Annotated in this window: 12 protein-coding genes; 6 read left to right on the top strand and 6 right to left on the bottom strand. The window is 66.7% G+C overall.

The features are described from left to right. Nucleotides 1–110 precede the first annotated feature (110 nt). The 5 genes from HV786_RS06735 to garL all read left to right on the top strand — a co-directional run bounded on the left by HV786_RS06735 (nucleotide 111) and on the right by garL (nucleotide 5736). Entirely contained in the window at nucleotides 111–1040 is a 930-nt protein-coding gene (locus HV786_RS06735) for a dihydrodipicolinate synthase family protein (RefSeq protein WP_056324227.1), read from the top strand. 187 nt (nucleotides 1041–1227) lie between these two features. After that, nucleotides 1228–1929, top strand: coding sequence for a FadR/GntR family transcriptional regulator (locus HV786_RS06730; protein WP_175210411.1), 702 nt, complete (start codon nucleotides 1228–1230; stop codon nucleotides 1927–1929). Nucleotides 1930–1976: 47 nt separating this feature from the next. Next, nucleotides 1977–3089: an Ldh family oxidoreductase gene (locus tag HV786_RS06725; protein WP_175210370.1), complete on the top strand. Its 1113-nt coding sequence runs from the start codon at nucleotides 1977–1979 to the stop codon at nucleotides 3087–3089. Between the two features lie 84 nt (nucleotides 3090–3173). Next, nucleotides 3174–4919 carry an L-arabinonate dehydratase gene (gene araD / locus HV786_RS06720; protein WP_128828547.1) on the top strand — a complete coding sequence of 582 codons (1746 nt, stop codon included), beginning with the start codon at nucleotides 3174–3176 and terminating at the stop codon, nucleotides 4917–4919. A gap of 49 nt (nucleotides 4920–4968) precedes the next feature. Continuing rightward, a complete protein-coding gene (gene garL, locus HV786_RS06715) occupies nucleotides 4969–5736 on the top strand; it encodes a 2-dehydro-3-deoxyglucarate aldolase (protein WP_128828546.1) in 768 nt (255 codons plus the stop codon). Nucleotides 5737–5749: 13 nt separating this feature from the next. Here garL and lysA read toward each other — a convergent pair whose 3' ends face one another. Next, on the bottom strand, nucleotides 5750–6982 hold the full coding sequence (gene lysA, locus HV786_RS06710; RefSeq protein WP_128828545.1) for a diaminopimelate decarboxylase: 1233 nt from the start codon (nucleotides 6980–6982) through the stop codon (nucleotides 5750–5752). A 114-nt stretch (nucleotides 6983–7096) separates the two neighbouring features. On the opposite strand from lysA, the gene HV786_RS06705 reads away from it, so the two are divergent. Then, nucleotides 7097–8014 carry a LysR family transcriptional regulator gene (locus HV786_RS06705; protein ID WP_128828544.1) on the top strand — a complete coding sequence of 306 codons (918 nt, stop codon included), beginning with the start codon at nucleotides 7097–7099 and terminating at the stop codon, nucleotides 8012–8014. Between the two features lie 99 nt (nucleotides 8015–8113). On the opposite strand, the gene rpsT is transcribed toward HV786_RS06705, so the two are convergent. The 5 genes from rpsT to adk all read right to left on the bottom strand — a co-directional run bounded on the left by rpsT (nucleotide 8114) and on the right by adk (nucleotide 13019). Further along, a complete protein-coding gene (gene rpsT / locus HV786_RS06700; protein ID WP_043542310.1) occupies nucleotides 8114–8377 on the bottom strand; it encodes a 30S ribosomal protein S20 in 264 nt (87 codons plus the stop codon). Nucleotides 8378–8641: 264 nt separating this feature from the next. After that, on the bottom strand, nucleotides 8642–9610 hold the full coding sequence (locus HV786_RS06695) for a FecR family protein (protein ID WP_128828543.1): 969 nt from the start codon (nucleotides 9608–9610) through the stop codon (nucleotides 8642–8644). 195 nt (nucleotides 9611–9805) lie between these two features. Beyond that, entirely contained in the window at nucleotides 9806–11365 is a 1560-nt protein-coding gene (gene murJ, locus HV786_RS06690) for a murein biosynthesis integral membrane protein MurJ (protein ID WP_056324247.1), read from the bottom strand. A 104-nt stretch (nucleotides 11366–11469) separates the two neighbouring features. Next, nucleotides 11470–12228, bottom strand: coding sequence for a 3-hydroxyacyl-CoA dehydrogenase (locus HV786_RS06685; RefSeq protein ID WP_056324250.1), 759 nt, complete (start codon nucleotides 12226–12228; stop codon nucleotides 11470–11472). A gap of 134 nt (nucleotides 12229–12362) precedes the next feature. Beyond that, nucleotides 12363–13019, bottom strand: coding sequence for an adenylate kinase (gene adk, locus HV786_RS06680; protein WP_056324253.1), 657 nt, complete (start codon nucleotides 13017–13019; stop codon nucleotides 12363–12365). Between the last annotated feature and the right edge of the window lie 2 nt (nucleotides 13020–13021).

Below are 13021 nucleotides of genomic sequence, written 5' to 3'. Positions count from 1 at the left end.
GCTGCCGTTCAACTTGTCAAACAAATATAGGTATTGAGCTATAGCTTGTCAACCAAGTATACTTTTTCGACCCTACTTCTCTGACAACCGCACCCGCCAGGAGCCCTTCCATGAAAACCACCCCGGTCACCGCCCAGGATCTGCAGCGCTCGGTCATCGCCGTGCCGCCGCTGGCCCGCAATGCCGACCTGTCGCTCAACGAATCGGCCAACAAGGCGTTGCTCGGCCACCTGGAAGCGGGCGGCGTGCGCAACGTCATGTATGGCGGCAACGCCAACTTCTACAACGTGGGTGTGAGCGAATATGCCCGCATCGTGGACATGCTGGCGAGCCTGGCGGGCCCTGACACCTGGATCCTGCCGTCGGTGGGCCCCGACTACGGCAAGATGATGGACCAGGCCGCCATCCTGCGTTCGCGCGCCTTCCCGACGGCGATGCTGCTGCCCATGTCCTTTCCGTACACCGACGCGGGGCTTGCCGACGGCGTGCGCCGTTTCACGGATGCGCTGGGCAAGCCGGCGGTGGTCTACATCAAGTCGGCGGACTACCTGGCGCCGGAAACCGCGGCGCGCCTGATCGAGGAAGGCCGCCTGGTCGCCTTCAAGTACGCCGTCGTGCGCGACGATCCGTCCGAAGACGCCTACCTGTCGGCGCTGCTGCAGGCCGTGGATTCGCGCTGGGTCGTCAGCGGCATCGGCGAGCGCCCGGCCATCGTCCACTACCGCGAATTCGGGCTCAAGAGCTTTACGTCCGGATCGGTCTGCGTGGCGCCGCGCGGGTCGATGCGCCTGCTGCATCTGCTGCAGGAAGGCCGCTACGACGAGGCCGAAGCCGTGCGCGAACAGTACCTCGGGCTGGAAGATTGCCGTGACAGCATCAGCCCCATCCGCGTGCTGCACGATGCCGTGACGCTGTCGGGCGTGGCGGACATGGGTCCCATGCTGCCGCTCTTGACCGGCATCTCCAGCGCCGAGCGCGAACGCGTGGCACCGGTGGCCCGCGCGCTGGCCGCCTGGGACCGCGAGACCGCCACGGCGTGACGGCCGCGGCGCGCCGGACCCGCATTGCGGGTACGATGAGCGCCGTCCGCGTGTCGCAGCAGTCTGTCAGGGCCTGTTCCCCGCGCGTGGACAGGCCCTACTACCAGGAGGTTACGTGGCTCGACCCAAAGCATCCCCCCAACCCGCGCCGACTGCGTCCGGCGAACCGGAGGCGTCCGCCGCGCCGGTGCTGGAACGCGGGCACCGGGTACGGCTGGCGGACCAGCTTTACGGCCAGATCTTCGAACAGATCGTCTCCGGCGGACTGAACGTCGGCGACAAGCTGCCCTCCGAAAACGAAATTTCCGAACGCTACGGCGTGTCGCGGCCGGTCGTGCGCGAAGCCTTGCTGCGGCTGCGCGCCGACGGCCTCATCACCGCCCACCAGGGTCTGGGCACCTTCGTGAGCCACCAGCCCGCGCCGCGCCTGAAGGCGTTCAACGACGTGCAGAATGTCGGCGCCTATCTGCGCGCGCAAGAGGTGCGCGTGGCGCTTGAAGGCGACGCCGCGCGCCTGGCGGCCTTGCGGCGCACCGACGAACAGCTGGGCAAGATCGCCGAGGCGCATGCCGCTTTCGCGGATACGCTTGCCAAGGGCCAGGTGTCGGCGGAAGCGGACCTGGCGTTTCATGCCAGCATCGCCGAGGCCAGCGGCAACGACTTCTATCTGGGCGTGCTGGAAAGCATCCATGAATCCATCAGCGGTTTCATGCGCCTGACGCTCAATCTGACGCGCACGGGTTCGCGCCAGCGCGCGCAGCGCGTCGTGGACGAGCACGCGACCATCCTGGATGCGATCCGCGAACAGGACGGGGAACGCGCGCGCGTCGCGATGCAGTTCCATCTGGGCCAGGCCCGTCACAGGTTGGTCGACCGGGACCGGGACTGACGCCCCCAACGCCGCCCGCCACACAACAAGACAACAGGAGACAGACAGTGTCAGGGAACGGAGCAAACGCCACGGCCGTGCCGGTGGAAGAGGTGCGTGAGCAGATCTTGCAGGTGCTGATGGCGTGGGGCATGGCCGAGGATCTGGCCCACACCACGGCGGGCTTGATGGCGCGCACGGACCTCTTCGGCATCGATTCGCACGGCATCTCCATGCTGCCCGCCTACGAGGAAAAATGGCGCGCCGGCACGCTGCGGCTGGACGCTCGCGCGCGCGTCGTGCGCGACAGCGGCGCCAGCGCGCTGATCGATGGCATGGGCGGGCTGGGCTATCCGGTGGCGGCGCAGGCCATGAACCTGGCCGTTGACAAGGCCCTGGAACATGGCGTGGGTGCCGTCTCGGTCTGCAACTCGCATCACTTCGGCGCGGCGGGCGTCTACGCGCGCATCGCGGTCGAACGCGGCGTGGTCGGGCTGGTCACCAGCAGCGTCAACGGCGTCATCATGGTCCCCACGCGCGGCGCGATGCCGATGCTGGGCACCAATCCCATCGCGTTCGGCGCGCCCGCGGCCTACAACGAGCCCTTCGTGCTCGACATGGCCACGACCACCGTGGCGGCCAACAAGGTCAAGGTCTACGACTTCCTGGACAAGCCCTTGCCGCCGGGCTGGGCGGTAGACGGGCAGGGCGCGCCGGTCACGGACGCGGACGCCGCGATGCAATTCATCTTCAAGCGCCCGGAAGGCGGCCTCACGCCGTTGGGTGGCACAACCGCCATGAGCAGCCACAAAGGCTATGGTCTGGCGATGATGGCGCAGATCCTGGGCGGCACGCTCAGCGGCAGCGCGTTCGCGGCCCGTCGCGCCGCCACGCGCCGTCCTGGTGAGCCCGACGACGTCGGGCACTTCTTTCTCGCGCTCAATCCTGACGCCTTCCGCGCGGCAGGGTCGTTCGAGTCGGACATGGACGACATGATCGACGCCATGCACGACACGCCGCCGGCCGATCCTTCAGAACCGGTGCTGGTGGCCGGCGAGCCCGAAGCGGCCGAGCGCGTGCGCCGGTTGCGCGAAGGCATTCCGATTCCCGCTGCACTGGCCGAACGCCTGCGCGGCATCTGCGAGCGCGCCGGCACGCCGTACCTGCTTGATCCCGCCTGAGTCCGTCTTGGCGGTCGCGCCCCGACGGGGCGTCTTATGGTATGAACACGCATTGACCCCGCCACAGAGCAGAGGAAGCGAGACATGAGCCATTCCAACAATCGCAAGAAACCCGAAGACCTGCGCAGCCACCGCTGGTACGGCGTGAAGGACCTGCGGTCCTTCGGCCACCGGTCGCGGACCGCGCAGATGGGCTATCACCGCTCCGATTACGCCGGCAAGCCGGTGATTGCCATCATCAACACCTGGAGCGACATCAACCCCTGTCACAGCCACTTCAAGCAGCGTGTCGAAGAGGTCAAGCGCGGCATCTGGCAGGCGGGCGGATTTCCGGTGGAGATGCCGGCGATGAGCCTGTCCGAGCCTTTCCAGAAGCCCACGACGATGCTCTACCGCAACCTGCTTGCGATGGAGACCGAGGAGCTGCTGCGCTCGTATCCCGCCGATGGCTGCGTGCTGATGGGCGGCTGCGACAAGACCACGCCGGCGCTCATCATGGGCGCGGTGTCGATGGACCTGCCCACCATCTTCGTGCCGGCCGGGCCGATGCTGCGCGGCAACTGGAATGGCAACACGCTGGGCTCGGGGTCCGACACCTGGAAGTATTGGGCGGAACTGCGCGCGGGCAACATCACCGAGGAAGACTGGCAGGGTGTGGAAGACGGCATCGCGCGCTCGCCCGGCCACTGCATGACGATGGGCACGGCGTCCACCATGACGGGCGCGGTCGAGGCCCTGGGCTTGTGCCTGTCGGGCGCATCGTCGATCCCCGCGCCGGATTCACGCCATGCGCAGATGGCCAGCCTGACGGGCAAGCGCATCGTCGAGATGGTCTGGGAAGACCTGAAGCCCTCGGACCTGCTGACCGCGGCCTCTTATGACAACGCCGTGCGCACCGTGCTGGCGTTGTCGGGCTCGACCAATGCCGTGGTGCACCTGATCGCCATGGCGCGCCGCAGCGGCTTCGGGCTGGACCTGGACCGCTTCGATCACCTGGCGCGCACCACGCCCGTCCTGGCCAATCTGCGGCCGGCGGGCAAGTACCTGATGGAAGACTTCTACTACGCCGGGGGCCTGCGCGCGATGCTGGTGCAGCTGGGCGACCTGCTGGACACCGCCCAGCGCACGGTGGATGGCCGCACGCTGGGCGAGAACATCGCGGGGGCGCGCATCTTCAACGAGGATGTGATCCGTCCGCGGGCGCAGGCGCTCATCGAACGCGATGGCCTGGCGGTGCTGCGCGGCAATCTTGCGCCCGATGGCGCGGTGATCAAGCCGCCCGCGATGGAGGCGCGCCTGCAGGTGCACACCGGCCGCGCCGTCGTCTTCAAGGATTACAACGACATGGCCGAGCGCATCGACGATCCGGATCTGGACGTGGACGCCGATAGCGTCATCGTGCTGCAGAACGCCGGACCGCAAGGCGCGCCGGGCATGCCGGAATGGGGGCAGCTTCCCATCCCGCAAAAGCTGCTCAAGCAAGGCGTGCGCGACATGGTGCGCATTTCCGATGCGCGCATGAGCGGCACCAGCTATGGCGCCTGTGTGTTGCACGTTGCTCCCGAATCGTATGTGGGCGGACCGCTGGCGCTGGTCAAGGACGGCGACCGCATCACGCTTGACGTGCCGAACCGCCGGCTGGACCTGCTGATTCCGGACGCGGAACTGGCCGAGCGGCGTGCGGCCTGGCAAGCGCCGCCGCCCCGCTTCGAGCGCGGCTACGGCGTGCTGTATCTCAAGCACATCGGCCAGGCCGACACCGGGTGCGACTTCGATTTTCTGCAGTCCGAGGAGCGCGCCGCGCCCGCGGGCGAACCCGAGATCCATTGATGCCGATCGTCCGGGAGACACGGCATTTTTTTCTGACATGAAGGCGGCAATGAACTCACCTCTTCCCAATCGTTTCCGGCAGCGCATCCTGGCCCGCGAACGGCTTATCGGATTCTGGATGTGCATGTCCAGCCACATTACCGCCGAGCTCGTCGGCCTGGCCGATTTCGACTGGCTGCTTCTGGATGGCGAGCATTCGCCCAACGAGGTGCCGATGTTCCTGCAGCAGTTGCAGGCCCTGCAGGGCAGCGCCAGCGCGGCCGTCGGCCGTCCGTCCTGGAACGATCCGGTCGAGATCAAGCGCCTGCTGGATATCGGCTTCTACAACCTGCTGATTCCCTTCATCGAATCCGAAGAGGACGCGCGCCGCGCGGTGGCCGCCACGCGTTATCCGCCGCAAGGCATGCGCGGCGTGGCGGGCGCGCAGCGCAGCAACCGTTACGGTACGGTGCCCAACTACCTGCACACGATCAACGACAACATCTGCGTGCTGTTGCAGATCGAAAGCCGTCCTGGCATCGAGGCCGTCGATGAGATCGCCGCCGTCGAGGGCGTGGACGGCGTGTTCATCGGCCCGTCGGATCTGGCGGCGGCGCTTGGCCATCTGGGCAATCCCGGCCACCCCGAGGTGCAGGAAGCGATCCGCCATCTGTACCAGCGGGTGACCGCGCAGGGCAAGGCCGTGGGCATTCTGGCGCCCGTGCATGCCGACGCGCGGCGCTACCTGGACATGGGCATGCACTTCGTGGCCGTGGGCACCGACCTGGGCGTGTTCAAGCAGGCAACCTTCGCGTTGCGCGAGGCGTTCCCCACCTGAAGCCCAGGTTCGCTCAAGCCTCCAGCGCCAGCAGCTCCGCGACGGTCTGGCGCCGGCGGATCAGGCGCGCCTCGCCCTTGTCCAGCAGGACTTCGGGCGCCAGCGGGCGGCTGTTGTAGTTCGAGGACATCGATGAGCCGTACGCGCCGGCGTTGTGAAAGACCATGAAGTCGCCGATGCGCGGACGCGGCAGCAACTGGTCGGACATGACGCCGCCTTCGTTCTGCGTGAACACGTCGCCCGATTCGCATAGCGGACCGGCCACCGCGATGCGCGTTTCAGGCGCGTCCTGCGGATGCGAGCCGTCCGGCGCATGCACGGAGATCCGGTGATAGCTGCCGTACATGGCCGGGCGCATCAGGTCATTGAAGCCCGCGTCGACCAGCGCGAAATCACGCTCGGGACGGCGGTTGATGGCATGCACCTCTGCGACCAGCACGCCGGATTCGGCGATCAGGAACCGCCCAGGTTCGATCTCCAGGCGGATCTCATGCCCCAGGTACGCTGCGATGCGCTGGCGCGCCGCATCCCATTGCGAGAAGTAGTGGTCGCAGTCGATGCGCGGCTCGCCATCGCGGTAGGGGATCGACAGCCCGCCGCCCGCCGAGATGGCCTCGATGTCGTGATCCAGCGACTTCACCACGTCCACCATGGCATCGCACACGCTGGACAGATGGCCGTAGTCGACGCCCGAGCCAATGTGCATGTGCACGCCCACCAGCTTCAAGCCGTGCCGGCGCACGATGGAAATAGCCTCGGCCACGTCGCCGATCCAGATGCCGTGCTTGCTTTGCGGGCCGCCGGTATTGGTCTTGTTGCTATGGCCGTGGCCAAAGCCGGGGTTGATGCGCAGCCAGACGCGATGGCCCGGTGATGCCTTGCCCACGCGGTCCAGCATGTCCAGCGACCCGGCGTTGACCGTGATGCCGTGCTTGAGCGCGGTGGCCAGCGTGGCGTGGTCGAGGAGGTCCGCCGTGAAGACGATGCCTTCGGGTTCGCTGCGCGGGTCAAAGCCGGCCGCCAGGCTGCGCTCGATTTCGCCAAGCGACACGGCGTCCACGACCACGCCTTGCTCGCGCATCAGGCGCAGGATGTGCAGGTTGGAGCACGCCTTCTGGGCGTAGCGGATCGTATCGAAGCGGCGCAATTGCGCAATGCGTTCGCGGATGACGGCGGCGTCGTACACCCAGAGCGGCGTGCCGTGTTCGGCGGCAAGTTGGGTGAGCTGGCGCGGATCGAAGGTCATGATGGAAGCGGAACCGTGAGGAAAGTGAATCGAAGGCGGCATGATGCCTGCCCTACGTCATCCAGTAAAATGCTTTGATTTTCGGGATCGATTCATTCCTGATATGGAGTTGGGATGCTGACGCATCGCCACATCGAAGTCTTTCGTGCCGTGATGATCGCCGGCAGCGTGACCCGCGCGGCGGAATTTCTGAACACGTCGCAGCCAACCGTCAGCCGCGAGCTGGCGCGGATGGAACAGACCATCGGCTTCGCGCTGTTTGAACGCGTCGCGGGGCGTCTGCGGGCTACCAGGCCCGCGCTGGCCCTCTTTGAAGAGGTGAGGCAGTCCTACGCCGGCCTGGAGCGCGTGGCGTCCGCCGCGGCGCGTCTGCGCGCGTTCCGCGAAGGGCAGCTCTCGGTGATCTCCCTGCCGGCGTTCTCGCATTCGATCCTGCCCGATGCGTTTCTGCGCTTTCACGGCCGCCACCCCGGGGTGAGCCTGTCGGTCGAAACGCAGGAGTCGCCGCTGCTGGAAGAATGGCTGACCGCGCAGCGCTACGATCTGGGCCTGACCGAGCAGGATTCGGCTCCCGCCGGCACGCGGCTGGAATTGCTGACTCAGGTTGATGAGGTCTGCGTGCTGCCTGACGGCCATCCGCTGCTGGCCCGCTCGGCCCTCGGCTTGGCCGATTTCGAAGGGCAGGCCTTCGTCAGCCTGTCCGCCAACGATCCCTACCGCGTCCAGATCGACGAAGCATTCGCCCAGGCGGGCGTGCTGCCCCGGTCCATCGTGGAAACGCCCACGGCGGTATCGGTTTGCACGTTCGTGCGTCAGGGGCTGGGCGTGGCCATCGTCAATCCGCTGACGGCGCTGGACTTCGTGGGGCGGGGGTTGCACATCCGGCCGCTGACGCGGTCGTTTCCGTTCCGCGTCAATGTGGTGTTTCCGGAACATCGACCCGGCAACCCGCTGGTCGAGGCCTTCATGGAGTCGCTGCGCGATGCTGCTGCCGACATCGAGGGCAAGCTGGCATCCGCGCAGGGCGCGTAGAGGGCAGTGGCTGCAGCCAACAAAAAAAAGGATGCCCGCGGGCATCCTTCTTCATTTGCCGTATTCGTGACGCCCCGAAAACCGGGGCGGCAGAATGGCTTAGGCCAGCGCCTTGATGGCGGCAGCCAGGCGGCTCTTGTGGCGAGCAGCCTTGTTCTTGTGGATGATGTTCTTGTCAGCCACGCGATCGATCACGCTGGTGGCCTTCTGGAACACTTCGCCAGCCGCAGCCTTGTCGCCAGCGGCGATGGATTGGCGAACGCGCTTGATGGCGGTGCGCAGCATCGAGCGCAGGCTGGAATTGTGCTTGTTGCGCTCAACGGATTGGCGAGCGCGCTTGCGGGCTTGGGCGGTATTGGCCATGTTGCTTTGTAAGTTGAATTCGGCAAAGTCGAACATTGTAGCAAGCCCCGTGGGGAATGCAAGCTTTTAATGTCGCTTCAACCGATGGAGCGCCCGTCAACCGGGCGGGAGGGCGCTGCTGGGAAGAATTCCCGGGTTGGAGAACCCTTGCGATTGATCCTCTTGAAAACGCGAGGAAAATTCGCGGCGCCTACTGGATAAAAACACGGTGCGTAGTATACAACGGAAAGCGCCGCGCCCGGCAGACCTTCGTGGCCGTCGTTGTCAGGCCGCGACGCTGATGGACACGAACCACGGCGTGAACCGGCGCACCTGGATCGGCATCAGATTCTGCAGGCTGTCCAGCGCGGCGTCGGTGTCGTCCAGCGGAAAATGCCCCGACACGGGCAGGCCGCCGGCGGCCATCGACACGCGCAGGGTGCCGCTGCGATAGGGGCGCAGCGCGGCGATGACTTCCGTCAGCGGGCGGCCGCGGGCCTCCACCCAACCAGACTCCCAGGCGGCTTCGGCCATCAGTTCAGCGCGGGGGGTGTCCATGCGGGCATTGTCGAAGCGGGCGCCGGTGCCGGCGCGGATGGTGCCGTGAGCGCCCGACATGGTCTCGACTTCGACTTCGTGCTCGTGCACGACCACGACCGTGCGCTGCGCCTGCTGGCGCACCATGTAGCGGGTGCCCAGTGCGCGGACCGTGCCCTGCGCCGTCTGGACCAGGAACGGACGGCGGGCGTCCGGCGCGACGGACACGGTGACCGCGCCATCGAGCAACCGGACCTGGCGGTACGCGGCTGTGAAATCCAGGTCGACGCGGCTGCGGGCGTCGAGCAGGAGCTGGCTGCCGTCGGACAGCAGGTAGCGGCGGCGTTCGCCCGTTGCCGTGGCTGCGTCAGCGGCGACGTTGTTCAGCGGGTAGAAGGCGTTGCCGACGTAAGCGGCGGCCGCGCCCGTACCGGCGAGCGCAAGCGCACCAGTCAGGAATCGGCGGCGGGGCGGCATGATGGCCGCGGGCGGGGGAGGGATCAGCGAGGGGGCCGCGCCCGAGGCGCCGCCGCTGCCGGTGGCGTAAACATCGCCAAGCCGGCCGAACGACGATCCCGCCAGGGTGCCCGTCAATTGCTGCCAGGCGTTCTCATGGACAGGGTCGGCCGCTCGCCACGCCAGGAAGTCGTTGTAGTCCTGGGCCGTTGCTTTGCCAGAGCGCAGCAATAGCAGCCAATTGATCACCTGGTCCGCCATGGGTTGTCCTTGGGCGTACTTCACTTCATATTCCCGCCAGCCGGGGCCAGCAGGGGGTCCTCTCAGTCGCAATTTTTAAATCATAAAGGTTTTTTACCAAAGATTACGGCCTGCTTGTCAATTCTTGACGAATTTAGTGCGAAAAGCCGGCGTTTGGCCGGCTTTTGGATGGCAATGTAGCCCAAAAAGGGGGAATTACGGCTTCGGGCGTCGTCCGAAGTCCCTGGGACGAAATCCAAACAGTAACAACATGCCGAAATACACCACGCCGCTGGCGGCCAGCACCCCGGCCAAAAGGAGCGCGCGCTGGCCGGCATGCGCCTGCAGGGCGATCCAATCGATGCGGGTGTCCGCATACCAGAGCAACGCGGCCAGTCCCGCCAGGGCGGGCACCAGGCGCAGGGCAAATGCCGTCCAGCCGGCGCCCGGCTGGTAGACGCCGCGGCGTCGAAGGCCGATCAACAGCGCCAGGGCATTCAGGCACGCGCCCAGGCCGATGGCCAGGGCAAGTCCGGCATGCGCCAGCGTGGGGACCAGCGCCACGTTCAGCAGCTGCGTCACCACCAGCACGGCGATGGCGATCTTCACGGGCGTGCGGATGTCCTGTTTGGCGTAAAACCCGGGGGCCAGGATCTTGACCGCAAGCAGGCCGATCAATCCCGCCGAGTAGGAGATCACCGCCAAGCGGGTCTGCAATACGTCCTGGGCGTCGAAGGCGCCGTAATGGAACAGCGTGGCGACCAGCCCATCGGACAGCAGCGCCATGCCGACGGCGGCGGGCAGGCCCAACAGCAGGACCAGGCGCAGTCCCCAGTCAAGCAGTGCGCTGTAGCCGCCGTGATCGTCGCGGGCGTGCGCGGCGGACAGGCTTGGCAGCAGGACGGTGCCCAACGCCACGCCCAGGAGGGCCGTGGGAAATTCCATCAGGCGGTCGGCGAACGACAGCCACGTCACGCTGCCAGGCGTCAGCCACGTGGCGATATTGGTGTTGATGAGCAGCGAGATCTGCGCGACGGATACGCCCAGCGTGGCGGGCGCCATCTGCTTGAGGATGCGCTGCACGGTGGGATCGGCCCAGGCCTGGCCAAAGCGCAGCGAAAAGCGCGGCGTGAGGCCCAGGCGCGCCAGCGCGACCCACTGAACGGCCAGTTGCGCCACGCCGCCGATCATGACGCCGACCGCCAGCGCATACACCGGCACGTCCATGCGCGGCGCAAGCCAGATGCAGGCGCCGATCATGGACAGATTCAGCAGCACGGGCGTGAAGGCCGGGACCGCGAAGCGGCGCCACGTGTTGAGCACGCCGGACGCGAAGGCGATCAGGGACATGCAGAGGATGTAGGGGAACATCATCCGCGTCATCCAGACCGCCGCGCCGAATTCGGTGTCGCGCGCCGCGCCGCGCAGGCCGCTGGCCATCGCCGACACCACCCAGGGCGCCGCGATGATGCCGATCAGCGTGACCAGCATCAATGCGGCGGTCAGCAGCAGGGCGACGCGGTCCAGCAGCGTGCGGACTTCGTCTTCGGAGCGGTTGTTGCGCGCGGCGCCCAGGATGGGCACGAAAGCCTGGGCGAAGGCGCCCTCGGCGAACAGGCGGCGCAGCAGGTTGGGAATGCGGAAGGCAACCCAGAACGCGTCGGTAATGGGGCCGGCGCCAAAGGCGCGGGCCACCAGGATGTCGCGGACCAGGCCGGAAATGCGGGACAGCAACGTGAAACTGCTGACCGTGGCGGCCGAACGGAACAGGCTCATGGATGACTACTGAAGAGAATGCGGGCCGGATCGCCGCGGAGGGTGGGGACGGAATGCCGGCCGCCAGCACGGCCGGCCCAGGCGGGCCGGCCATTGCGCTGGATTTACTTCGGCGGCATGCGGATGGCGCCGTCCAGACGGATCGTTTCGCCGTTGAGCATGTCGTTGGTGATGATGCTGTGGACCAGCTTGGCGTAGTCTTCCGGCCGGCCCAGGCGTGCGGGGAAGGGGATGCTGGCGGCCAGCGAATCCTGTACTTCCTGCGGCATGCCGAAGATCATCGGGGTGCCGAAAATGCCCGGGGCGATGGTCATGCAGCGGATGCCGGTCTTGGCCAGGTCGCGTGCAATGGGTAGCGTCATGCCGGCCACGCCCGCCTTGGAGGCGGCGTAGGCCGCCTGGCCGATCTGGCCGTCAAACGCGGCAACCGACGCCGTGTTGATCATCACGCCGCGCTCGCCGGTGGGCTCGGGCGTATTGGCGCTCATGGCTTCGGCGGCCAGGCGCATCATGTTGAAGCTGCCGATCAGGTTGATCGACACGACCTTCTGGAACAGGTCCAGCGGATGCGCGCCGTTCTTGCCGACGATCTTGGCGGCGGGGGCAACGCCCGCGCAGTTCACCAGACCAAACAGCGAGCCCAGTTCCAGCGCGGCGGCCACGACCTTCTTGCCGTCGGCTTCCTGCGTTACGTCGCAGTGCACGTAGCGCTGGCCGAGTTCCTTGGCGAGGGCTTCGCCGGGCTCGTCCTGCAGGTCGGCAATGACGACCTTCGCGCCGTTTTCAACCAGCATGCGGGCGGTGCCGGCGCCCAGGCCGGATGCGCCGCCGGTAACGATGAATACCTTGTTCGCGATTTCCATGTGTGTACCACCAGATCAGTTCAAGGGAAGGGAGGCGGCGCGCCGGGCGCCGGATGCGACAAGGCCTTCGGGCCAGGGCCGGAACGCGGTGCGTCCGGCCGGCGCCGAAGGCCTTTGGGCCGTCGAGGCGCCGATCAGCTTTGAACGGCTTCGAACAGGCGCGACTTGATTTCGTCGACCGCGCCCACGCCGGAGATCTTGCGGTACTTGGGGGCGGCGGCGGGATCCTGCTGCGCCCAGGCCGAGTAGTAGTCGACCAGGGGACGGGTCTGTTCGCGGTAAACCGACAGGCGGTGGCGCACGGTTTCCTCGCGGTCGTCGTCGCGCTGGACCAGGTCTTCACCGGTGACGTCGTCCTTGCCTTCGGTCTTGGGCGGGTTGAAGCGCACGTGGTAGCTGCGGCCGCTGGGCTGGTGCACGCGGCGGCCGCTCATGCGTTCGATGATGTCTTCTTCGGGAACGGCGATTTCCACGACGTAGTCCAGCTTGACGCCGGCGCTCTTGAGCGCGTCGGCCTGCGGGATCGTGCGGGGGAAACCGTCGAACAGGTAACCGTTGGCGCAGTCGGGCTGCGTCAGGCGGTCTTGCACCAGGCCGATGATGATCTCGTCGGAAACCAGGCCGCCGGCGTCCATGACCTTCTTGGCTTCAATACCCAGCGGGGTGCCCGCTTTCACGGCGGCGCGCAGCATGTCGCCGGTGGAGATTTGGGGAATGCCGAAGTGCTGCGTTAGAAACGCAGCCTGGGTGCCTTTGCCGGCGCCGGGGGGTCCGAGCAAGATAAGACGCATGA

It is taken from the genome of Achromobacter mucicolens (assembly GCF_902859725.1).
GTDB lineage: Bacteria > Pseudomonadota > Gammaproteobacteria > Burkholderiales > Burkholderiaceae_B > Achromobacter > Achromobacter mucicolens.
This window is presented reverse-complemented; position numbering and strand designations above follow the sequence as displayed.